The sequence below is a fragment of the Bacillus sp. LR--39 genome (assembly GCF_053613335.1).
This window is the reverse complement of record NZ_JBSIOT010000001.1, coordinates 160,330-182,967: the sequence shown is the minus strand read 5'-3', so window position 1 is coordinate 182,967 and position 22,638 is coordinate 160,330. Positions and strand designations below refer to the sequence as shown.

The following is a 22,638-nucleotide window of genomic DNA, read 5'->3' as shown; positions in this document are numbered from 1 at the left end:
GTAGAATAAACGGGAGCCTTGCGGCAGAGAGTTTCAGAATATAACAAAGAGGAGAAGATCATGAAAGCCGTATTTTTTGATTTGGACGATACACTGTTATGGGATGAAAAAAGCGTCAGAACAACATTCAGGGAAACATGTTTACAAGCGGAAAAAAAATATGGCCTTGACCCGCATACATTTGAAGAGGCGGTTCGGAAAGCGGCACGGGAATTGTATATGTCATACGAAACCTATCCTTATACGGTCATGATCGGCATTAATCCGTTTGAAGGATTATGGGCGAATTTTTCCGAGCCGGTCAGCGAAGGATTTAAACAGCTGAATCGGATTGCGCCGGAATACAGACGAAACGCCTGGACGAACGGCTTAAAAAGTGTCGGTATAGACGATGCGGCTTACGGCGAATATTTGGCGGAGTTTTTCGCGGCGGAACGCAGACAGCGGCCGTACGTGTATGATGAAACGTTTGCAGTGCTTGATAAGCTGAAAGGTGTTTATGAATTGCTTCTGCTGACAAACGGCGATCCCAGCCTGCAGAAAGAAAAACTCGCCGGCGTTCCTGAGCTCGCGCCTTATTTTAATGAAATCGTCATCTCAGGCGCTTTCGGAAAAGGGAAACCCGACGCCTCCATATTCGAACATTGCCTCGGCCTCCTGAACCTGGAAAAAGAAGACGCCATTATGGTCGGAGATAACCTCAATACTGATATATTGGGAGCGAAACGGGCAGGTATTACAACAGTCTGGGTAAACCGGACGCAAAAGAAAAATGATACGGACATTGCGCCTGATTACGTGATCAGCGATCTTCACGAGCTGTTTGCAATTATAGAGAAACAAAAAGAAAGATAATTTTATACGCAAAAAAACCCCATTCTGGATGAACGGGGTTTTTTGTATTTCTGGTTATTTTTTCGCTTCGGCTACAGCCTTTTTCACAAAATCGTCCAATGAGACGGTTTCTGATTTCTGCTCGCCGTATTTCCGGACGTTTACCGCGCCGTTTTCCGCTTCTTGGTCACCGACCACAAGCATGTACGGGATTTTTTGCATTTGCGCTTCACGGATTTTATAGCCGATTTTTTCGTCCCGGCTGTCAAGCTCGACACGCAGGCCTTCACGCTGCAGGCGCTCCTGCACTTTTTTCGCATAGTCAAGATGCACGGACGGTGAAACAGGAATGACTTGGAACTGCACCGGCGCAAGCCATGTCGGAAGGGCGCCTTTGTGCTCTTCGATTAAGAAAGCAACGAAACGCTCCATCGTTGACACGACGCCGCGGTGAATAACGACAGGACGGTGCTGTTTGCCGTCTTCTCCGACGTAAGTGAGATCAAAGCGTTCCGGAAGAAGGAAGTCAAGCTGTACAGTTGACAATGTCTCTTCTTTGCCGATCGCCGTTTTCACCTGCACGTCAAGCTTAGGGCCGTAAAACGCCGCTTCGCCTTCCGCTTCATAGTAGTCGTGCCCCATCTCATCCATTGCCGCTTTCAGCATGGACTGCGCTTTGTTCCACATCTCATCATCATCAAAATATTTTTCCGTATCTTCAGGATCGCGGTAAGACAGGCGGAATGTGTAATCATTCAGGCCGAAGTCTTCGTATACGTCTTGAATCAAACGGACCGTGCGGATGAATTCTTCTTTAATCTGGTCAGGGCGGACGAAAATGTGCGCGTCATTTAACGTCATGCCGCGTACGCGCTGAAGACCTGAAAGCGCCCCGGACATTTCATAACGATGCATCGTTCCCAGCTCGGCGATGCGGATCGGGAGCTCGCGGTAGCTGTGAATGTCCTGTTTGTAAATCATCATATGGTGAGGACAGTTCATCGGACGGAGCACGAGTGTTTCATTGTCCATTTCCATCGGCGGAAACATCGTATCCTGATAATGATCCCAGTGCCCTGATGTTTCGTACAGGTCTTTGCTTCCGAGAACAGGCGTATAGACGTGCTCATAACCGAGGCTCAGCTCTTTATCCACAATGTAGCGCTCGATCACGCGTCGGATGGTCGCGCCTTTCGGCAGCCAGAGCGGCAGGCCTTGTCCGACTTTTTGAGAGTTGGCGAACAATTTTAATTCTTTGCCCAGTTTTCGGTGGTCACGCTCTTTCGCTTCTTCAAGCATCCGCAAATGCTCTTTCAAGTCATCCTTTTTAAAGAAGGCCGTGCCGTAAATGCGCTGAAGCATTTGGTTTTTGCTGTCGCCGCGCCAGTACGCGCCCGCAAGGCTCAACAGCTTAAATTCTTTAATTTTGCCTGTAGACGGCACGTGCACGCCGCGGCACAGGTCAAAAAATTCGCCCTGCTCATAAATGGAGACCGTTTCGTCTTCTGGGATGGCATCCAGCAGTTCAAGCTTCAGATTATCGCCGATTTCCGCAAACATGGCTTTTGCTTCATCACGGCTCACTTCTTTTCGGATAATCGGCAGATTTTCACCGACGATGCGTTTCATTTCTTTTTCAATCTTCGGAAGGTCATCCGGCGTCAGCGCCTGCTCCATTTCAACGTCATAATAGAACCCGTTTTCAATGACGGGGCCGACTCCGAATTTCACATCTTTATAAATGCGTTTAATCGCCTGGGCCAATAAATGCGCCGTGCTGTGCCGCATGATGTTCAAGCCTTCTTCTGTGCCTTCTGTAATGATTTCTACGGCACCGTCCTCTTGAATCGGCGTTCTTAAATCAATTTCCTGTCCGTTCAGTTTTCCGGCTAAAGACTTTTTCTTTAATCCCGGACTGATGGATGCCGCGATATCTTCTGTTGTGGTTCCTTTCGGAAATTCCTTTACCGCTCCGTCCGGAAATGTGATGTTGATCATATCTGACATCTTCGTCACTCCTTTTTTTATGCAAATCAAAAACCCCGCCCCCTATGAAAGGGACGAGGTTAAATAAACGGAATCGTGGTTCCACCCTTTTTTCCGCGCGGTCGATTGTTTCGGCACCTGCGGCTCTAAACTCTGTAACGGGAGTTCCCGTCAGCTATTACTGGCGCTTCTTCCGGCGTTCACAGCTGAAGTTCAAAGGCGGTAAAGACAATGATCCATAGCTGGAAAGCTTTCAGCCTAGGGCTCTCCTCTCTTATAAAGCCGGTATCAATGCTTCATGTCCTTATCAATACGTGTAGCAATCATTAATCTTTTATGTATTATAAAATGTCTGCGAGAAAAATGCAACTCGGTTTTTTCCGTCTGATTTCGCACAGACAGCCCTGCCGCCTACGCAAGGCCGTCCGTACGGCTATCCTTCCGTCTTCTCGGCTGCAAACGCGCCCAGCGGGAAAAGGCGCACCCTCTCCTGAAACACGTTTTGAATCGTTCTGGACATCATATGCTCCGGTTTGTCCGTATACAGTTCTACCGTCTCAGGCGCAATGGAGATCAGAGGCGCAAGGAGATGGGAATCTATATACATCGGGTGCTCCCGCACAAACCGTCTGTCTATGTATTTTTTCTGTTCCCGTTCTGACAAATAGCGCAGCTCCCACAGCGTAAAAGCCCGGTCATGTACGATGCGGACTTTCTTCATCCGCGGCGGATTGGATGTCACATAATCTCTCAGAGACTGGATAAAGTTTTGATATTCCTGTTCCATCCGGTATTCATCTATCGCAGCCTCCGCGTATTCTCTGAGCCGCTCATAATACCTGCCGAGCCGGAACGTCTGAAACGAACGCACGGAAAAAACACCCGCATCAAGTGAAATCGTCCGGAGTGCATCTGAAATAAACTGTGTGCGCGGCTCTTTCTTCGGCTCGAACGGATGATCATCAAGCTCTCCTTCCATAATGCTGTGTGCAAGCTGAAGGATTTGCTGCTGTTCATCCTGATCGGTGAAGCAGTATGCATCCTCAATAAGCGAAAGCATATGCTCGTCTTCTTTGCATTCCAAAAAAAACCTGACAAGTATCGGCTCAATAAAGCGCTGAACGCAAAAAGCCGTTTCAGACCTTGCGATTCCGACTTTTTTTATGCCTTCACGGACAATAAAATGTCTCCGGTCGTCCGATTGCTGAATGAGATGTAAAAAAGCGGCGGTATCGTGGTCATCTTCAAAGATCACTTCAAGCATATTTGTCCCCCCTTACGGCATCTGTTACAAGTATATGGGGGATGTTTTTAAAATAGACGTAAAGGTTAGCTTTCACCGCCGAACAAATGGCGCACCTTCTTTTTAAATATAACGGGAAGCGATAAAAATACGATGTAAAGACAGATCACGCAGAGTACGGTCAGCACATTGCCGGACATAAAGCTCGCGCCGAGCACATTCAGGACGATCGTCCCCGGAATGATGCCCGCTGCGGTCGCCAAAAAATACGTCATCGGCCTGACTTTCGATAGGCCCGCGGCATAGCTGATCACATCAAAGTTAACAGGCAGAATGCGCAGGATAAAAATATAAAAGAAGCCATTGGTTTTCATCTGCTTTTGAATGGCTTCCATTTTTCCATGACGGTTTTTCTCATTAAAGGCAAACAGCCACGCCGCAAAAAAAGACGCGGCGGCAGCGCCCATTGAGCCCGCCAGCGTATACACGGTGCCGAAAAACGGGCCGAACGCCAATCCTCCGGCGACGGAAACGATTGATACGGGAAACAGCACAAAAGGCCTGACGATGGAAATTCCGATAAACACAAGCGGCGCAAAAATACCGAACGATAATACCCACAGCCGGATCTCCTTAGGCGACAGATTCAGATATTTGCGGTTTGCCCACAGCAAAAGGCCCGCTCCCGCCGCAGCCGCAGCCCAAGTGACAGCCTTCTTATTCCTCATTCCCTCAAATCCTTCCCATTGGACGCCGGCATCATGAACGGCGGCGGTTTTCCCCGTCAAGACGGATGGGCGAAGCCAAATATAAAATCCGCTCCATCAGTCTTGCCGCTTTTACTTCTTCCTTTTCTCCCCGCTGTGAATACGTAAAATGATGCTTCAGCTCGTCTGGTGAAAAATTAGACGAGAAGAAAGTGGGAAGCTGCTGGCTCATTCTGTGCTGAAGCACGGTGCCGATGACCTCATCTCTGACCCAGCTTGTCATTGACTCCGCTCCGATGTCATCAAGCATCAGTACGGGCGTCGTTTTTACCATATTCAGTTTCGCCTCCAATGACTGATCCTGGAGCGAGTTTTTCAGCTCTCTGACAAATTCGGGAACATATACGATCATTGATGAATACTCTTTTTCCGCCAGTTCGTTAGCAATGGCGGCTAAAATAAATGTCTTTCCGATTCCGAATTTTCCGTACAGGTACAGCCCTTTGCCTTTTCCCGTTTCATTATAGCTCTTCAGAAAATCCGTCACATGCTGGAAAATGCCGACTCTGCTCGGATCGGTAATGTCGATCTGCTGAAACGTCGCGCCGAGAAGATCCTGCTGGATATACATGCTCTTCATCAGGGACTTTTGCCTTTTCTGGCGGTCGAGCTTTCTCTTTTCCGGACATTCGTAATATTCAATATCGATGGAACGCCCGTTGATCACAAGCTTCGGATGATAGCCTTCAAGCAGGCTGTTCGTCCGGCTGTCTTTCGAACAGAAGGCGCACTGCTTGCTTTGCTGAACGAATTCGTACAGTTTATTTAATCCTCTGTCAATCATGCTTTGATTGATTACATCTTTCTGTTCCTTCAAAAAAGCCTGGACGTCTTCGTCGGCCATGACTTGCTGCTGCATTCGTTCCAGGCGTTTTTGAAAGTCAGGTCTTTTCGTCACGCCTTCTAATGATCGGCTGATCGGTTCCATTCAATATCACCCCGCTTCTCTGTCTCAATAGGCAGAGTATTTTTTCAGTTTTTTCATTTCTTCCATCATTTTTTTCTTCTGTTCTTCAAGATCCTGCGCGGAAAGAGCCGGCTGTTCTTGTTTCTTCCCGGTTTCTTCTTCTTTCATCCAATCAGGGCGCTTTTCTTCCCGGACGGTTTTTTTGCTGCGCGCCGCGCCGTTTGTTTTGCCGTCCGCCCAATCAAGATATTGCCTGTGCTCTTCTATTGCGAGCTTCATTGCTTCCCGTACCGTTTTGACTTTCTTTCTGGCCCAGTGGGCGGCGATTTTTTGGATATAGTTTTTGGACAGCTTCATATCCGTTTTCAGCATGACATAATAAATCAGCACATTGGTGACGCCGGGCTCAAGCTTTTGTTCGAACATAATATCGGCGATAATCTGCAAGTCGGCTTTTGACGGCTCGGTCCCGTCCGCAATGTCCTGAAGAAGCTTTCTCGGTGATATGGTCTCAAGCTGTGCGATGAGTTCGCCGTTCAATGAATCGTCCTTTTCCGTCCGGTTTTCTCTCAAGGTGACAGGCTGTGTTTTATCAATCAGTTCCGGAAGCTTCCCGCTTCTTTCAATTTGGTACCAGTCGCTGGCCGCTTTCCTCAGCGCTTCGGCCGTTATCGTATCTTGTTCATTAATTGCGGTCATGACGACGTGCTGCATGGAGATAGGATCTATTCCGTATAAATATGAAAGCTTTTTAATGCTCTCCCGCACGTCCTGTGTGATTGATTTACGCGGTATCATCGTTTCTGACAGTCCCGCCATGAAAAGCTCAAAATCAAACACTTCCTCCGTCACCGTATAGGAAGGCGCTTGTCCGACAGACGCCGTCTCATAGTCCTCGGGGAGCTTCATCGCCTCTTCCATATCAGGCGTCATTTTCCATTCACTCGGCTGAAAAGAGGCAAAGGCGTGATTAAACGGACGGGTAATTTCCCTTGCGTCCGCGCCGACGGAAGGATGCGTGTAAAATTGTCTCAGCTGCTGGTATTTCGTTTTACCGACTCTGTTATAAAGAAAGACATTCAGCATGCCGTCTTCAAAAAAATCATTCGGTCTGAGCGGGGGAAGCAGCTCATAAATAAACATCCGCTCTTTTTGCTCGGACTCCCGGATATACACTTTCAGCAGCCCGATTCCTTCAAGCTTTCCCTGTTCATGATGAATCTTTTTTAAATTTGACTGCATCATGCCCATCAGCTGCCTGTGCGTGGATTCCGCTCCCCACAAGCGGTTCTGCTCAAGCTCCCCCCATAAGGTCATATAAAGGGAGAATGCAAAAGAACCGATCAGCGGCTGGTACAGATGTGTCAAAACCTGTCTGTCGACATCCTGAAGAAGCGAACGGCTTTTGACCGTATAAGGATCTACAGGCAATACGTCATTCCAATAGTCAGCCATGATTCTCAAACCTTCCGATATGTTTCTACTCTCATTTTACACCGTTTCTGCGATCTATCAAATGCCAATTTTGCTCATGAGAAAAGAGCCAGACACAATCTCTTAGCTCTCTCAGCGTTCTTTCTTTATTAAATCTTTCAATTCATCGATAAACACGTTTATATCCTTAAACTGCCGGTAGACGGAGGCAAAGCGGACATAAGACACCTCATCGATTTTCGCCAGACGGTCCATTACCATTTCTCCGACAAGTTCGCTTTTGACTTCAGATACGCCTTGGTTTCTCAGCTCTTTTTCAATATCAAAGCACATGTCTTCCAATGTTTTTAAAGGAACGGGCCTTTTTTCACAAGCTTTAATTAACCCGCGCAGCATTTTTTCACGGCTGAATTCTTCCCGGACGCCTTCTTTTTTCACGACGATCAGAGGCATCTCTTCAAACTTCTCAAATGTAGTGAAGCGGTAATGGCAGGCTTCGCATTCCCGCCTTCTGCGGATTGATTTCCCTTCGTCCGCAGGCCGTGAATCAAGTACGCGGGAACCGTTATGCTGGCATGAAGGACATTTCAAATTGGATCAGCTCCCATCTGTTTCGTTGCTGTAATGCGGTTCGCAAGCTTCCGGTAAATGCCCGCCAACGTTTCTAGGATGAGCCTATTTGTTGGGAGAGCCGATAGACCGGCCTTATCTTTTCTATTTTACAAAAAAAATGCTTAAAGAAAAAGCAATGCTGTTTTTTTACATTAGAAAAGGAGCATCAGCTTCAAAGCGCGTAATGGCTTTTTCAGCTTAGCTCCCTTGTGTTTGCGTTTTGAAAATTACAGTACTTTCGCTTGTGCCTGTTTAATCTGTACAGGCCCCATTCCTCTCGGTATTTCAATGTTTTCTCTTGTATCTGCATGTAATGCGTCCGCAATGTAATCCGCAGCCACATTAGGATCCAGGTCTCCACAAGTATAAACATCAATGCTTGCATATCCGTGTTCAGGAAAACTGTGAATCGTTAAATGTGACTCAGAGATGATAACGACTCCGCTTACGCCTTGCGGTGCAAATTTGTGAAATGCGACCTCACGCACTTCAGCTCCTGATTTCAAAGCAGCATTTACAAACGTTTTTTCAATAAAATCCATGTCATTGAGCTTATCAAAATCGCATCCCCACAGCTCGGAGATGACGTGACGCCCCATTGTTTCCATAATCATGGACCCCCCTTAACAAGAATTAAAAAAGTGAATTTCCGAGAACTGACCCGGCCATTTACCACGGGGGAAAGTTAGTCCGGAGAGGTCCTAACCCTTTAAGTAATTCCGAAGCAGTCACGAGCAAGAAGTTCACGAAAGATAGTATACTGTGTTTAAGTTTATTTTGCAAGGTGTGTTTTTTGCGAATATGCCGTTAAGGGTTTTTTTCTAACAAATGTCCATGATCTTTAGTCTACACAGCTGACGGGTGTTTCATTCGCGCGGCGACATGACGGATAAGATCAACGACCCGGCAGGAATATCCCCATTCATTGTCATACCAGGCGAGCACCTTTACTTTTCGGCCTTCCATCACCATCGTTGTCAGTCCGTCGATGATCGCAGAGTGTGAATTCGTATTATAATCCGAAGAAACGAGCGGCTCATCCGAATAATCAAGAATTCCGTACATCGACGTTTTTGCGGCTCTTTGGAAAGCGGCGTTCACTTGCTCGGCCGACACATCTGTTTTCAGATCGCAGACAAGGTCCACTAATGACACATTCGGAACGGGAACACGCAAAGCAAGACCGTGAAGTTTTCCTTTCAAATGAGGCAGCACGAGCGACAGCGCTTTGGCGGCGCCTGTAGAAGTCGGAATGATGGATTCTCCGCACGCTCTCGCCCTCCGCAGATCTTTATGCGGATTGTCGATATTTTTTTGATCATTCGTGTAAGCGTGAACAGTCGTCATCAGGCCGCTTTCAATCCCGAATTCCTGATCAAGCACTTTGACGACCGGCGCAAGACAGTTTGTCGTGCAGGATGCATTTGAAATAATGACATGTTCATCGGGATTGAACTGCTCTTCATTTACTCCCATGACAATGGTAACGTCTTCATTTTTGCCCGGAGCCGTTAAAATAACTTTTTTCGCTCCTGCTTCAATATGGCTCATTGCTTTTTCTTTTGAATTAAATTTCCCCGTTGCCTCTACGACGATGTCTATTCCGCATTCTTTCCACGGAAGCTCTCTCGGGTCCCGGCGATTGAACAGCATAATATGTTTTCCATTGACGATCAGACTGTCGTCGGAGGTCTCAACTTCTTGATCGTATTTGCCGTGAATTGTGTCATACTTTATCAAATGAGCAAGCGTTTCCGGGGGATAGCTTGCATTAATGGCTGTTATTTGAATTTGATCATCTTCCATTGCTTTTCTGAACACCATTCTTCCGATTCTTCCAAACCCGTTGATTGCTACATTTACCTTCATACTCAGGTCACCCCTTTTTAATATGCCACTCTAATTTACCTTTATTTATATATAGTATAACACATTAAAAGAAATCCGCCAGTACAACTTGATAAAAATCCACCCTTATACCGATCAATATGTTGTTCAATCGGTTTTTTTGCATATAAAATGATCTTTCTTCCATAAAAAAAGCAGGATCAGCGTCTCAGGCTGCCTGCTTTTTTCTTATATTTGTCCCGGTTCTTTGAATTTGTCATTTAAAATGCTGTCCTCTAAAACGGAAGACACCTCGCCGTACCGTTTAGCAATATGCATCGCGCCCCAGTCGCACAGCGCGTTTAAAATTCTTTCCAGACTGTGCCCGTATTCACTCAGCTCGTATTCCACTTTCGGCGGCACCTGATTGTACACGATCCGGTTGATGACGCCGTCAGCTTCCAGCTCCCGCAATTGCTGTGTCAGCATCTTCTGGGTGATGTCCGGCATAAGCCGCTTCAATTCGCTTGTCCGTTTTTTCCCGCGCATGAGGTGGCAGAGGATCACACACTTCCATTTTCCGCCGATCACTTCAAGCGCCGCTTCTACGGATATATTGTATTTTTTCTTCAGCAACGGTAATTCCTCCTCATCTATAGGAACTAAAAAGTGCCTATGGCACTTAAAAGTACGTTCTTTTCAATGACACTTCTATCGATCATAATGACATTTGCCGGCTGAAAAGGAATGTACTCTTATACTTATATCGTTTACCCGGCATCATTTCAACCATACATTATCGTTCAAGGAGGAAAACAGATGTCTTCACATCGCCAAAGCTATTTACCAGCGCTGCTGGCATTAGCCGTCAGCGCTTTTGCGATCGGCACAACCGAATTTATCAGCGTCGGGCTGCTGCCGCTTATATCTCAAGATCTGCATATACCTGTGACAACGGCGGGGCTTACCGTTTCCATGTATGCTCTGGGCGTAACGATCGGCGCGCCGGTTTTAACATCTCTCACATCCGGCATGTCACGGAAAACGCTGCTGCTCTGGGTGATGTTAATTTTTATCGCCGGAAATACACTCGCAGCGAGCGCTTCCTCAATCGGCGTCTTACTGGCGGCACGGGTTATTTCGGCTTTTTCCCACGGCATTTTCATGTCAATCGGGGCAACAATCGCCGCCAATATCGTGCCGGAGCATAAAAGAGCAAGCGCGATTTCCATTATGTTTACGGGGCTGACGGTGGCTACGGTGACCGGCGTTCCGTTCGGCACCTATCTCGGCCAGCAATTCGGCTGGAGAATCGCATTTGCCGTCATTGTGGCGGTAGGAATCATCGCATTCCTCACAAACGCGCTTCTCGTTCCGTCGCATTTGCGTAAAGGGACGAAAACCGCATTTTCCGAGCAGGTCAAACTCGTCACAAACGGCCGGTTATTGCTTTTATTTATTATTACCGCGTTAGGCTACGGCGGAACGTTTGTCGTGTTTACGTATTTATCTCCGCTTCTTCAGGAGGTAACCGGTTTTCAGAAAGAAACCGTCGCGGCCATCCTGCTCATTTACGGAATTGCGATTGCTATCGGAAACATGATTGGAGGCCGTTTATCAAACCGGAATCCGCTGAAAGCCTTGTTTTATATGTTCATTGTCCAGGCTGCTGTGCTGTTTGTTCTGACTTTTACCGCGCCGTTTAAAACAGCCGGGCTGATCACCATTATTTTCATGGGGCTGTTGGCGTTTATGAATGTGCCGGGGCTTCAGGTATATGTTGTGATGCTGAGTGAACGTTTTGCGCCAAGCGCCGTTGATACAGCATCAGCCTTAAACATCGCGGCATTCAATGCCGGAATCGCGATCGGCTCGTTTGCCGGCGGAATCATTACAGACTCAATCGGAATCATTCATACCGCTTGGATCGGGGCGCTGATGGTGCTCAGCGCGGTCGTATTAACCGGATGGAGCAGGAAGCTTGAAAAGCGGGATCGCACTGCTCTTGAAAGGAGGTGAGTTTTTCTTCAGCGCATTTTGATTGTTTCAACAGACAACTAATAGGAGGAATATATACATGACAACACATTTACAAGCAAAAGCAACATTGCATAACGGAGTAGAGATGCCTTGGTTCGGCATCGGCGTTTTCAAAGTAGAGGAAGGCGCGGAACTCGTCAACGCGGTGAAAACGGCATTGGTGCACGGCTATCGCAGCGTTGATACCGCCGCGATTTACGGAAATGAAGAGGGTGTCGGCGAAGGCATCCGCCAAGGACTGCAAGAAGCGGGATTAAAACGTGAAGACATTTTTGTCACGTCAAAAGTGTGGAATGCCGATTTAGGATATGAAGAAACGTTAAAAGCGTTTGACACAAGCTTAGAAAAACTCGGTTTAGATTATTTGGATTTATATTTGATTCATTGGCCTGTCGAAGGAAAGTACATCGATGCGTGGCGGGCGCTCGAAACCCTCTACAGGGATGGACGCATCAAGGCGATCGGGGTCAGCAATTTCCAAATTCACCATCTGAAACATCTCATGAAAGAAACGGAAATCAAGCCGATGATCAACCAGGTGGAGTACCACCCGCGTCTGACACAGAAAGAACTGCTTGCTTTCTGCACTGAACAAGGCATTCAGCTTGAAGCGTGGTCGCCATTGATGCAAGGGCAGCTGCTTGATCATCCCGTCTTACAGGAGATCGCTGAGAAGTACGGCAAATCAGCCGCTCAAGTGATTTTGCGCTGGGATTTGCAAAACGGTGTCATCACCATTCCGAAATCAACTAAAAAACACCGTATTGAAGAAAATGCAAATGTCTTTGATTTCGAACTGTCAGCTGACGATATGAAGCGGATTGATGATCTGAACGAAAACCTCCGTGTCGGTCCTGACCCTGACAATTTTGATTTTTAACCAGAAAAACACCGTTCGGCTTTCCGAGCGGTGTTTGTTTATGCCCAGCCGCTCAATACTTCCTCAAGCTGGTGCTTTGTATATTCAAGACTGCCGCTGTTATCAATGACGGCGTCAGCTTTTTTTGTTTTGTCCGCTAAAGGCATTTGCGACGTTATCCGGCTCATCGCTTCTTCTTCTGTAAGGGAATTCCGCTCCATCAGCCGTTTGAGCTGAATGTCTGCCGGTACGGTGACGACGAGCACCTTGCCGACAAGATAATCAAGCCCGCTTTCATACAAAAGCGGTATATCCAAAACGACGAACTGCTCTTTTCTCGCAACGGCTTCATCCCGCTGTTTCAGCATTTCCGCACGTACCGCCGGATGAACGATCTGATTCAGCTTCAGACGCTTCTGTTCGTCAGTGAAAACGATAGAACCGAGTTTTTTTCTGTCAATATCGCCATTTTCCAGCAGGATGTCTTTTCCGAATGCTTCCACAATTTGTCCGTAAGCCGGCATTCCTTTTTCCACCGCCTGTTTTGCGATGACATCCGCATCAATGACTGTTATTTTTTTGTCGATCAGCATACGCGCTACCGTGCTTTTGCCGCTTGCGATGCCTCCCGTTAAACCGATGACCAAGCTCAAAAAGCCCACTCCTTCTTACATTTTCCAAATCCCGATGATAATCAGCAGGACTCCCGGCAAAAATGTCATTTTATCTATCCAATTCCATCTTGAAAGCAAATGCCCCGCGTTTATGCCGAGTGAAACAAACAGCGAGCTCATCAGCCCGACAGTCACGCTCATCATAACCGGAGAAAAGCCGAGAATGGCCGATCCCAGCCCGGCGCCAAACGCGTCAATGGATAAGGCGATACCGAGCAGAAGCGCCTCGACTCCGTTAATGGTTCCGGATTGATCAATATCGGCGCTGGTCGGTTTTTTCAAAATGTGAATGACGATGCCGAGCGATTTCACTTCAAGATTAAGTAGCGTTTTTTCATGCAATAAGTAATCCGGCTCTTTAGCCGGTTTAAAAAATTGCCAGATGACCCATGCCCCGATTCCGATTAAGATCAGCCCGCCCAGTTTTTCCGTGACGGATACGGGAAAAATCTTTGTCAGAAAATGGCCGATCAGCATGGATATAAACATCACAGAGGCTGAACAGCAAGCGATCACGGCAATCGCTTTGAACGGGATTTTCATTTTTCTCAAACCATACGTAAACCCGACTGAAAAACTGTCCAAGCTGACAGCAAAAGCCAAAAGCAGCAAAGAAGCAATCTCCATATCCGTTTCTCCCTTTCTCTTGATCGGCAATTGTGACATATGCCTATTGGGTGAATCACAATATATATATGGAGAAAGGTCATCAACTGTGTTAGAAAAAAGTCATTCTGCTGCCGCCTGCTTGTACAGCTTCAGTTTATGATTTTTTTTGGCAGCGGGCGCAAAAATGCGTCCCCCTTCCGCCGACCACGATTTTAGAAATCATCGTGCCGCACGTTTTGCACGGTTCATCCTTTTTGCCGTATACGTAATGTTTGAGCTGAAACATTCCGATCTCCCCTTGAGAATTGATATAAGACCGGACGGTGCTCCCGCCCGCGTCAATCGCTTCCTGAAGGGTGTCTTTAATTTCTGTATGAAGCGTTTTTATCTGCCCGTCTGACAGACTGTTCGCTTTTGTCTCAGGATGAATACGCGCCCGGAATAAAGCTTCATCGACATAAATATTGCCGAGGCCGACGACCGCTTTTTGGTCGAGCAGGGCTGTTTTCACCGCGCGGTTCGTTTTTGCAAGCCGCTCTTTTAAATAAGCAGCGGTAAATGCTTCATCATCGGGTTCGGGCCCGAGCTGTGAAAGCGGTAATGCATTCAATTCCTCTCCCGGCGCAAACAAATGCATCGTGCCGAATTTCCGGACATCCCTGTAGCGGAGCTGTGTTCCGTCCGTCATGTGAAACACGACGTGCACATGTTTATCGTCAGGCTCATCGGCCTGATGAAGGCCGTATTTCCCCTCCATCCGCAGGTGGGACACCATGACATAATGATCCAGATGGAAAAGCAAAAACTTTCCCCTTCTTCCGATGGATCGGATGGTTTCTCCTGCAATCTGCCGCGCGAATTCCTCCGGCTCGGCGGGTTTTTTGATGATATTCGGCCATCTGATATCCGCCGATTCAATCGTTTTCCCCTTCACAAGACCGGTCAGAGTGCGCCGGACCGTTTCAACTTCTGGTAATTCCGGCACAATCATCACTTCCTTTTTCTCTGTTTATTTTGCATCGTACCAAGACGGCCCTGAAGCATAATCCGCCTTCAGCGGCACGTCTAACGCCAAAGCATGCTCCATCACTTCAGGAACCAGCTTCTCTAATATTTCAATTTCTTCCTTAGGCGCTTCAAAAATCAATTCATCGTGCACCTGAAGCAGCAGTCGTGCCTTCAAGTTTTTTTCTTTCAGCTCAGCTGCCATGTCAATCATGGCTTTTTTAATAATATCGGCGGCGCTTCCCTGAATCGGCGTATTCATGGCCGTCCGTTCCGCAAAGCTCCGCAGGTTGAAGTTGCGGCTGGTCAGCTCAGGAATATAGCGGCGGCGCTGCATAAGTGTCGTGACATATCCTTTTTGCTTCGCTTCCTGCACCGATTCTTCCATATATGCCTTGACGCCCGGGAAGCTCTCCAAATAGCGGTCTATAAAAGCGCCCGCTTCTTTCCGGGTGATGCCGAGGTTTTGTGATAGTCCGTAATCACTGATGCCGTAAACAATGCCGAAATTGACGGCCTTTGCCTGGCGGCGCATCGCTTGTGTCACTTCATCTTCACTGACATGAAACACGTCCATGGCGGTTTTTGTGTGAATGTCCATGTCATTCGTAAACGCCTCGATCAGATTTTCATCTTTTGAAATATGCGCAAGCACCCTTAATTCAATTTGTGAATAATCGGCGGCGAAAATAAGCCAGTCCGGTTCGGACGGTACGAAAGCCTGACGGATTTTCCGCCCTTCCTCCAGCCGGATCGGAATATTTTGCAGGTTCGGATCCGTTGAGCTGAGGCGTCCGGTTTGAGTCAACGCCTGATTGAATCGTGTATGCACCTTATGAGAATCCTTGCGCGTGACCTTCAGCAGCCCTTCAATATAAGTCGATTGGAGTTTGCCGATTTGTCTGTATTGCAGAATGTACGCGACGATATCATGTTTGTCGGCGAGCTTCTCAAGCACATCGGCTGAAGTGGAATAGCCTGTTTTTGTTTTCTTTACTGGCGGCAGGCCGAGTTTTTCAAACAGAATGACGCCGAGCTGTTTTGGTGAATTGATGTTAAACGGTTCACCGGCGATGTCATGGATTTTTTCTTCATATTCTTTCAGCTTCGCCTTGAGCTCTTCGCCCATTCGCTTCAGTCTTTCAACATCCACTTTGACGCCCATTGATTCCATTTCTCCGAGAATAAGCGCAAGCGGGAGTTCGAGATCTTCATATAATTCAAGCTGATTATTTTCTTCCAAAGCGTCAAGCAGTTTGTCACGAAGGCTGTTAACGGCAGACGCTTTCCGCGCGAGATGATCAGCAAGCTCTTTTTCAGCCGGAATAGCGCGCTTTGCGCCTTTTCCGTATACCGCTTCATCTTTTGAAACGATATTCAGCCCGTATTCTTTCGCTACGCTCGCGACATCGTCGTACGAATTGCCCGGGTTTATAATGTAGGCAGCAAGAAGCGCGTCAAATTCCGTTCCCTTCAGCTCAATTCCCTGCCAGCGCAAAGCGACGACGGAACGTTTGCTGTCGAACACCCATTTTTTCATCGATTCATCTTCAGCCCAAGATTTAAAAGCTTCAGACTGAATGGCGATTTCTTTCGGAATATAATAAAGACCTGTTTCATTCACGATGGAAAAGCCGAGGATCGGTTCTTCGTGATAGTTATCACCGATTTGTTCGACGACCAAAGCGGACGGCGAAACGAGCATATCTTCGGTGATTTCTTCTGCCGTTTCGACATTGATGTCTTCAAAATTTTCTTCCGCCGTTTCCCCGCTTTCTTCACCGAGCCGCTCAAGAAGCGTATTAAAACCGAGGTCTTTAAAAATGGCAACAACTTGTTCACGGTCAAACCCTTTGTAATCTAAATCTTCGGGCTTGACTTCAATCGGCGCATTTGTCATAATCGTCGCCAGCTCTTTGCTCATCAGGGCTTGTTCCTTATATTCTTCAAGCTTTTCTTTTAATTTTTTTCCGCTGACTTCATCAATGGAATCAAGCAGTTTCTCAACCGAATGGAACTGCTTTAAGAGCTTAATCGCGGTTTTTTCTCCGACGCCGGGGACGCCCGGTATATTATCGGATGAATCCCCCATTAATCCCTTCATATCAATGATTTGCAAAGGGGTCAGACCGTACTTTTCTTGCACGTGCTCCGGCGTGTAATCTTCCACGTCGGTAATGCCTTTTCTCGTAATGGCAACGGTCGTTTTCCCGGTTGCAAGCTGGGTTAAGTCCTTGTCCCCCGACACTACCTTTACTTCGAAGCCGTCTTTTTCAGCAGATACGGCAAGGGTGCCGATAATATCGTCCGCTTCATATTCAGGAAGCTCGTAGCGGCTGATGTTATAGGCATCAAGGAGCTCGCGGATGAACGGCATCTGTTCTGAAAGCTCCGGCGGCGTTTTTTGTCTTCCGCCTTTATATTCTTTAAACGTGCTGTGGCGGAAAGTGGTTTTTCCCGCATCAAAAGCCACCAGCATGTGGGTCGGCTTTTCATCTTCCAGCATTTTCATTAAAATCATCGCAAACCCGTATACGGCATTTGTATGAATGCCTTTTTCATTGCTTAAAAGCGGCAATGCAAAAAACGCCCGGTATGCCAGACTGTTTCCGTCGACAAGCACTAATTTTTTTCGTTCCGTCATTCAATATCCTCCTAAGAGCAAAAGCTCGTCATTCCTCTATTTTTTAATCTCACAGCTCCTCTTATTTTAACAAAGTTCAATTTGAAAGGAAAATGAGCGAACCCTGCGAAAACGCAAAAAAGGACGGGAACAAGAAAACACGTTCCCGCCGTCAAAATTGGCTCCTTGGATGAAGGGGTTCTGTTATATCCTAACAAGATAGGTTTAACAGGTCATGAAGAAATTGTTAATCCTTTGTAAAGCTGATCACGCTTCCGGCTGCCGCTTCAGCGTCACGGTAAATACAGTGCCCTGTCCCGGCTCGCTTGTGACCTCGATTTTACCTTCATGGGCTTCTATTAAGTGCTTCACGATGGCGAGGCCGAGCCCGGTTCCTCCCGAGTTGCGGCTTCTGTCTTTATCCACGCGGTAGAATCTCTCAAATATCCGCGGGATCTCTTCCTTCTGAATGCCGATTCCCGTATCGGACACTTTGATATCGACAACGGTTTCTTTCACATGTACCGAAATCCCCACTGTCCCTTTTTCAGGCGTGTAGGTCAGGGCATTGTTCGCCAGATTCAAAAACACCTGCTTTAGCCTGTGCGCGTCACCCGTCACAAAAATCGGCTCTTCCGGGAGATCGAGCTGAAAGCTGATGCCTTTTTCCTCAGCCTTATGCCGCAAAAGCGCTTCAATTTCATGCAGAATTTTTGCAGCATCAAAGGACTCTACGCGCATCGTAAAGTTTTGCTGCTCCATCTTGGATAAATCCAATAAATCCTGCACGAGAGATTGGAGCCGCTCACTTTCTTTCAGAATGATAGACAGAAAGTCTGAAAGCGCCTTTTCGTCTTTCATCGCTCCGTCTAACAGTGTTTCCGTAAATCCTTTAATCGAGGTGATCGGTGTTTTCAGTTCATGGGAGACATTGGCGACGAAGTCCTTTCTCATCTGCTCCAATTTTTTAATTTCCGTCATATCGTGAAAGACGAGGACGATGCCCTTCCATTCATCGTCGGGGCCCATGATCGGAACGCCGTCAACTTCAAAGTAGCGCCGCTCAATATTGATGGGAAGTCTGAGCAACTGGCATTTTTTCGTCTCCGTCATAAAAATGTCTTCGACAAGCCGAATGATCTCCTCATGTTCAAACGCATCATGGTAAAGGCGCCGAAGCAGACGTTCAGGCTTTGTATGAAACTGCTTCGTATATGACCGGTTCACGAGATTGATAAAACCTCTCCCGTCTATTAAAATCAAACCGGATCCGATATTTTCAATAACGGTTAGCAGACGATCGCGCTGCATATCCTGCGTTCTCGTCATTTCCATTAAATCGACCGCCAGGCTGTTCATCGCACGCCCGAGACGGTCCGACCGCCTTGCGTAGCCGCTGTAGGAGCGGGCGTCGTAATTCCCTTTGGACAGCTCCGTCGCCACCTTTGTCGCGGCGTCGATTGATTTTTTGTAACGGGACGTCATGTTTGTATAAAAGAAAACGATAATGATAAAAGCGGTACAAAGACTTGCTGCCAGCATGCCCCACATTTCTCCGGTAACACTTGAACCGCCGTTGATCTCAGAGGAAACGAGTACATACCCCGCAATTTTCCCGGCGTCATTTTTTACGGCAGTGCCGCGGATGACTTTGTTTTTCGACTGTACGGCTTCCTCGCTTTTATTGTGAGAAATGAACTCCTTTACGGCTGAATCATCAGCATGACTGCCGGAATGATATACGGCGTCACCCTTCTCGTTGAGCACGGAGACGTTTATACCGAGGGTGCGGCCGGCGTCACGGATTACCGTTTCATTGCTTTTATTGCCGATTCGGCCGGTGTCAAGAAGACCCGCTATGTATACCGATTCCTTTTTCAGCTGATCCGCCGTTCTTTCTTCAGCGGATGAAGAAATAAGCTGCTGTAAAAAAAGGCCGAGAACACTGAAAACCAATATGATACATACAACGAGTAAAGCGAACAGACGCACACGGACTTTATTCATTCATTTTTGGCTCCTCCAGTTTATACCCCAAACCTCTGATTGTTTTAATATAGATCGGTTTTTTGGTATTTGATTCGATTTTGTCGCGCAGATGACTGATATGAACGTCAACAATCCGGGTATCCCCGGCAAAATCATAGTTCCAGACCGCGCTCAGCAGAAGATCTCTCGTCAGCACTCTTCCCTTATGTTTTCCCAAATACAGAAGCAGTTCAAATTCTTTAGGCGTCAATTCCAGCTGTTCTGACTTAAAGTACGCTTCGTAATGCTCCGGAAGAATTTTCAGCTCGCCGATGAGGATCTGCCCGTCCTTTTCCTCTTCTCTGCCTTGTGATGACAGCGAAGAAATGTCAGCCCTTCTTAAAATGGCTTTCACCCGCGCAGTGACTTCCCGCGGACTGAACGGCTTTGTCATGTAATCATCCGCTCCGAGCTCGAGTCCCAGCACCTTATCAAACTCCTCATCTTTTGCTGTCAGCATCAAGATCGGAACCATCATTTTCTGCTGTCTGAGCTGTTTACAGACGTCGATTCCGTCCACTTTCGGCAGCATGACATCCAGTACGATTAAATCCGGGTTTTCGTTCTCTGCCTGCTCCAGAGCCTCTTCGCCGTCTGATGCGGTAATGACATCATAGCCGGACCGTTCCAGATTATACTGTAAAAGAGTAACGATAGATTGTTCATCATCTACAACTAAAATTTTTTTGTTCATGCTGCGCCCTCCGCTGTCTATTTTCCCCGACATCCAATTTTCTCTATTTTATGTGCTGCATATCACTTTATGATTTCATTTTATCCAATACTGCCCGTTCAGACAATTCGCCTTTTTGATCATTTTCAGAGAAAGGATCGCTCAGGGAAAAAGAAAACGCTTTCATTAATTGTAAAAAGAGGAAGGCTTCTGATTCGGAAGCCTTCCCTTTTTTCTTATGACAATACTTTCATCACGTTTTTGACAGATTCAACTGATTTACTCAGCTGCGCTTTTTCATAGTCTGTCAGTTCAAGCTCGATGATTTGCTCTAGGCCGTTTCCTCCGATAATCGTCGGTACGCCTAAGTAAATGCCTTCATGACCGTATTCGCCTTCTAAGTAAGCGATGGTCGGAAGCACGCGGCGCTGATCTTTCAAAATGGCTTCTACCATTTCAGTCAGTGACGCAGCAGGCGCGTAGTAGGCGCTTCCGTTGCCGAGAAGGTTGACGATTTCCCCGCCGCCTTTTCTTGTTCGTTCTACAATCGCATCAAGACGGTCTTTCGGGATAAGCGTTTCAAGCGGAATGCCGCCCGCATAGGAATAACGGACGAGAGGAACCATGTCGTCACCGTGTCCGCCAAGAACAAAACCGGTCACATCTTTTACAGACAGGTTTAATTCTTCAGCGACGAATGTTCTGAATCGCGCAGTGTCAAGCACTCCGGATTGTCCGATGACGCGTTCTTTCGGGAAGCCTGATTCTTTGTACACCGCATATGTCATCGCATCAACAGGGTTTGTCAATACAACGATAATGCAGTCAGGAGAATATTTCACGATCTCACGTGTGACGCTTCTCATGATTTTTTCGTTTGTAGATACGAGATCATCACGGCTCATGCCCGGTTTTCTCGCAATTCCGGCTGTGATGACGACGATATCAGAACCGGCTGTGTCCTCGTAGTTGGACGTGCCTGTGATTTTCGCGTCAAATCCTTGGACCGGACTTGCTTCGAGCATGTCTAGCGCTTTTCCTTTTGTCGGGTTTTCTAATTGCGGAATATCAACGAGCACAACGTCTGCAAGCTCTTTTTGAGCTGTAAGAAAGGCTGTTGTCGCTCCCGTAAATCCTGCTCCGATAACAGAAACTTTACTGCGTGTTTTTCCCATGATTCTCTTCTCCTTTTTTGGCTTCATTAGAAGTCTGCTTTAGGTTCAGTCCATGTTTTTGATTAGCTCTTCACCAAACTCTGAACATTTCACTTCAGTTGCACCGTCCATTAATCTAGCAAAATCGTACGTTACTACTTTTGAAGCAATCGTTTTTTCCATAGATTTAATGATCAAGTCAGCAGCCTCATTCCAGTTCAGGTGTTCAAGAAGAAGCACTCCTGAAAGGATGACGGATGACGGGTTGACTTTGTCAAGGCCGGCATACTTAGGAGCCGTTCCGTGAGTCGCTTCGAAAATCGCATGCCCTGTTTCATAGTTGATGTTCGCTCCCGGCGCGATTCCGATTCCGCCTACCTGAGCGGCAAGCGCATCAGAGATATAGTCTCCGTTTAAGTTCATTGTCGCCACGACGTCGAATTCGCTCGGACGGGTTAAGATCTGCTGAAGGAAAATATCAGCGATGCTGTCTTTGACGATGATTTTTCCTGCCGCTTCCGCGTCGCTCTGCGCTTTATCAGCCGCTTCTTTTCCGTCTTTTTCGACAATGCGGTCATATTCAGCCCAAGTGAATACTTTATCTCCGTATTCTCTTTCGGCAAGCTCGTAGCCCCAGTTTTTAAATGCCCCTTCAGTGAACTTCATGATGTTTCCTTTGTGGACAAGCGTGACAGACTTACGGCCGTTTTCGATCGCATACTCAATGGCAGCTCTGACTAAGCGGCTTGTGCCTTCTTCAGAAACAGGTTTGATGCCGATTCCTGACGTTTCAGGGAAACGGATTTTGTTAACACCCATTTCATTTTGCAGGAAGCTGATCAGCTTTTCAACTTCTTCAGAACCTTTCGCATACTCAATTCCGGCGTAAATATCTTCCGTATTCTCGCGGAAAATGACCATATTCGTATCTTCAGGACGTTTAACCGGAGAAGGCACTCCCGTGAAATATCTGACAGGGCGCAGGCACGTAAACAAATCAAGCTCCTGTCTCAGCGCCACGTTCAGAGAACGGATACCGCCGCCGACCGGTGTCGTCAGAGGACCTTTGATGGCGATGAAGTACTCTCTGATGTCTTCCAGCGTTTCGGCAGGAAGCCACTCACCTGTTTTATTATAAGCCTTTTCACCGGCATAAACTTCTTTCCACGTGATTTTTTTCTCGCCTTTATATGCTTTTTCAACAGCGGCTTCCAATACTTTAGAAGCGGCGTTCCAAATATCAGGGCCTGTGCCGTCGCCTTCAATAAACGGGATAATCGGATTATTTGGTACGTTTAATACTCCATTAGAGACTGTAATTTTTTCACCTTGTGACACAATATTACCTCCCAGTATGTAATTC

Annotated in this window: 20 protein-coding genes; 3 read left to right on the top strand and 17 right to left on the bottom strand. The window is 47.1% G+C overall.

The window, feature by feature from the left end; translation table 11 throughout:
- Nucleotides 1–60 precede the first annotated feature (60 nt).
- A complete protein-coding gene (locus ACWHAR_RS01050; RefSeq protein WP_032873721.1) occupies nucleotides 61–855 on the top strand; it encodes an HAD family hydrolase in 795 nt (264 codons plus the stop codon).
- 54 nt (nucleotides 856–909) lie between these two features.
- Here ACWHAR_RS01050 and thrS read toward each other — a convergent pair whose 3' ends face one another.
- The 9 genes from thrS to ACWHAR_RS01005 form a co-directional block, all read right to left on the bottom strand.
- Nucleotides 910–2,841, bottom strand: a complete 1,932-nt coding sequence (gene thrS / locus ACWHAR_RS01045; RefSeq protein WP_012118154.1) for a threonine--tRNA ligase — start codon at nucleotides 2,839–2,841, stop codon at nucleotides 910–912.
- Nucleotides 2,842–3,253: 412 nt separating this feature from the next.
- A complete protein-coding gene (gene ytxC, locus ACWHAR_RS01040) occupies nucleotides 3,254–4,084 on the bottom strand; it encodes a putative sporulation protein YtxC (protein ID WP_015240356.1) in 831 nt (276 codons plus the stop codon).
- 65 nt (nucleotides 4,085–4,149) lie between these two features.
- Complete coding sequence (locus tag ACWHAR_RS01035; RefSeq protein WP_032874139.1) at nucleotides 4,150–4,791, bottom strand: TVP38/TMEM64 family protein; 642 nt, start codon at nucleotides 4,789–4,791, stop codon at nucleotides 4,150–4,152.
- 31 nt (nucleotides 4,792–4,822) lie between these two features.
- Nucleotides 4,823–5,758 (bottom strand): primosomal protein DnaI, encoded by a 936-nt coding sequence (gene dnaI / locus ACWHAR_RS01030; RefSeq protein WP_032873717.1) that lies wholly within the window; start codon nucleotides 5,756–5,758, stop codon nucleotides 4,823–4,825.
- A gap of 24 nt (nucleotides 5,759–5,782) precedes the next feature.
- Nucleotides 5,783–7,192, bottom strand: coding sequence for a replication initiation and membrane attachment family protein (locus ACWHAR_RS01025; RefSeq protein ID WP_032873715.1), 1,410 nt, complete (start codon nucleotides 7,190–7,192; stop codon nucleotides 5,783–5,785).
- Nucleotides 7,193–7,303: 111 nt separating this feature from the next.
- Entirely contained in the window at nucleotides 7,304–7,762 is a 459-nt protein-coding gene (gene nrdR, locus ACWHAR_RS01020) for a transcriptional regulator NrdR (RefSeq protein WP_003152473.1), read from the bottom strand.
- A 248-nt stretch (nucleotides 7,763–8,010) separates the two neighbouring features.
- Nucleotides 8,011–8,391, bottom strand: coding sequence for an adenosylmethionine decarboxylase (gene speD / locus ACWHAR_RS01015; RefSeq protein WP_003152471.1), 381 nt, complete (start codon nucleotides 8,389–8,391; stop codon nucleotides 8,011–8,013).
- A 238-nt stretch (nucleotides 8,392–8,629) separates the two neighbouring features.
- Nucleotides 8,630–9,652, bottom strand: coding sequence for a glyceraldehyde-3-phosphate dehydrogenase (locus ACWHAR_RS01010; RefSeq protein WP_032873712.1), 1,023 nt, complete (start codon nucleotides 9,650–9,652; stop codon nucleotides 8,630–8,632).
- A 207-nt stretch (nucleotides 9,653–9,859) separates the two neighbouring features.
- Complete coding sequence (locus ACWHAR_RS01005; RefSeq protein WP_003152469.1) at nucleotides 9,860–10,246, bottom strand: winged helix-turn-helix transcriptional regulator; 387 nt, start codon at nucleotides 10,244–10,246, stop codon at nucleotides 9,860–9,862.
- Between the two features lie 183 nt (nucleotides 10,247–10,429).
- On the opposite strand from ACWHAR_RS01005, the gene ACWHAR_RS01000 reads away from it, so the two are divergent.
- Nucleotides 10,430–11,629, top strand: a complete 1,200-nt coding sequence (locus ACWHAR_RS01000) for an MFS transporter (RefSeq protein WP_032873710.1) — start codon at nucleotides 10,430–10,432, stop codon at nucleotides 11,627–11,629.
- Nucleotides 11,630–11,687: 58 nt separating this feature from the next.
- Nucleotides 11,688–12,530, top strand: a complete 843-nt coding sequence (locus tag ACWHAR_RS00995; protein WP_003152464.1) for an aldo/keto reductase — start codon at nucleotides 11,688–11,690, stop codon at nucleotides 12,528–12,530.
- 38 nt (nucleotides 12,531–12,568) lie between these two features.
- Here ACWHAR_RS00995 and coaE read toward each other — a convergent pair whose 3' ends face one another.
- From coaE to icd, 8 genes are all read right to left on the bottom strand, one after another.
- Nucleotides 12,569–13,162, bottom strand: coding sequence for a dephospho-CoA kinase (gene coaE / locus ACWHAR_RS00990; RefSeq protein ID WP_032873708.1), 594 nt, complete (start codon nucleotides 13,160–13,162; stop codon nucleotides 12,569–12,571).
- Nucleotides 13,163–13,177: 15 nt separating this feature from the next.
- Nucleotides 13,178–13,810: a sporulation membrane protein YtaF gene (gene ytaF, locus ACWHAR_RS00985; RefSeq protein ID WP_032873706.1), complete on the bottom strand. Its 633-nt coding sequence runs from the start codon at nucleotides 13,808–13,810 to the stop codon at nucleotides 13,178–13,180.
- A 136-nt stretch (nucleotides 13,811–13,946) separates the two neighbouring features.
- Entirely contained in the window at nucleotides 13,947–14,777 is an 831-nt protein-coding gene (gene mutM, locus ACWHAR_RS00980) for a DNA-formamidopyrimidine glycosylase (protein WP_015417984.1), read from the bottom strand.
- Nucleotides 14,778–14,801: 24 nt separating this feature from the next.
- Entirely contained in the window at nucleotides 14,802–17,441 is a 2,640-nt protein-coding gene (gene polA, locus ACWHAR_RS00975; RefSeq protein WP_032873704.1) for a DNA polymerase I, read from the bottom strand.
- Nucleotides 17,442–17,687: 246 nt separating this feature from the next.
- Complete coding sequence (pnpS, locus tag ACWHAR_RS00970) at nucleotides 17,688–19,427, bottom strand: two-component system histidine kinase PnpS (RefSeq protein WP_032873702.1); 1,740 nt, start codon at nucleotides 19,425–19,427, stop codon at nucleotides 17,688–17,690.
- Nucleotides 19,420–20,142 carry a response regulator transcription factor gene (locus tag ACWHAR_RS00965; protein WP_032873700.1) on the bottom strand — a complete coding sequence of 241 codons (723 nt, stop codon included), beginning with the start codon at nucleotides 20,140–20,142 and terminating at the stop codon, nucleotides 19,420–19,422. Before ACWHAR_RS00965 ends, pnpS begins: the two co-directional genes overlap by 8 nt.
- 215 nt (nucleotides 20,143–20,357) lie before the next feature.
- On the bottom strand, nucleotides 20,358–21,296 hold the full coding sequence (gene mdh / locus ACWHAR_RS00960; RefSeq protein ID WP_003152455.1) for a malate dehydrogenase: 939 nt from the start codon (nucleotides 21,294–21,296) through the stop codon (nucleotides 20,358–20,360).
- 45 nt (nucleotides 21,297–21,341) lie between these two features.
- On the bottom strand, nucleotides 21,342–22,613 hold the full coding sequence (icd, locus tag ACWHAR_RS00955; protein ID WP_032873698.1) for an NADP-dependent isocitrate dehydrogenase: 1,272 nt from the start codon (nucleotides 22,611–22,613) through the stop codon (nucleotides 21,342–21,344).
- Nucleotides 22,614–22,638 lie beyond the last annotated feature (25 nt).

Bases quoted from the DNA above. Each gene is read 5' to 3' on its own strand.
- ACWHAR_RS01050 (WP_032873721.1), top strand. From the start codon at position 61: ATGAAAGCCGTATTTTTTGATTTGGACGATACACTGTTATGGGATGAA.
- thrS (WP_012118154.1), bottom strand. From the start codon at position 2,841: ATGTCAGATATGATCAACATCACATTTCCGGACGGAGCGGTAAAGGAA.
- ytxC (WP_015240356.1), bottom strand. From the start codon at position 4,084: ATGCTTGAAGTGATCTTTGAAGATGACCACGATACCGCCGCTTTTTTA.
- ACWHAR_RS01035 (WP_032874139.1), bottom strand. From the start codon at position 4,791: ATGAGGAATAAGAAGGCTGTCACTTGGGCTGCGGCTGCGGCGGGAGCG.
- dnaI (WP_032873717.1), bottom strand. From the start codon at position 5,758: ATGGAACCGATCAGCCGATCATTAGAAGGCGTGACGAAAAGACCTGAC.
- ACWHAR_RS01025 (WP_032873715.1), bottom strand. From the start codon at position 7,192: ATGGCTGACTATTGGAATGACGTATTGCCTGTAGATCCTTATACGGTC.
- speD (WP_003152471.1), bottom strand. From the start codon at position 8,391: ATGGAAACAATGGGGCGTCACGTCATCTCCGAGCTGTGGGGATGCGAT.
- ACWHAR_RS01010 (WP_032873712.1), bottom strand. From the start codon at position 9,652: ATGAAGGTAAATGTAGCAATCAACGGGTTTGGAAGAATCGGAAGAATG.
- ACWHAR_RS01000 (WP_032873710.1), top strand. From the start codon at position 10,430: ATGTCTTCACATCGCCAAAGCTATTTACCAGCGCTGCTGGCATTAGCC.
- ACWHAR_RS00995 (WP_003152464.1), top strand. From the start codon at position 11,688: ATGACAACACATTTACAAGCAAAAGCAACATTGCATAACGGAGTAGAG.
- ytaF (WP_032873706.1), bottom strand. From the start codon at position 13,810: ATGGAGATTGCTTCTTTGCTGCTTTTGGCTTTTGCTGTCAGCTTGGAC.
- polA (WP_032873704.1), bottom strand. From the start codon at position 17,441: ATGACGGAACGAAAAAAATTAGTGCTTGTCGACGGAAACAGTCTGGCA.
- pnpS (WP_032873702.1), bottom strand. From the start codon at position 19,427: ATGAATAAAGTCCGTGTGCGTCTGTTCGCTTTACTCGTTGTATGTATC.
- ACWHAR_RS00965 (WP_032873700.1), bottom strand. From the start codon at position 20,142: ATGAACAAAAAAATTTTAGTTGTAGATGATGAACAATCTATCGTTACT.
- mdh (WP_003152455.1), bottom strand. From the start codon at position 21,296: ATGGGAAAAACACGCAGTAAAGTTTCTGTTATCGGAGCAGGATTTACG.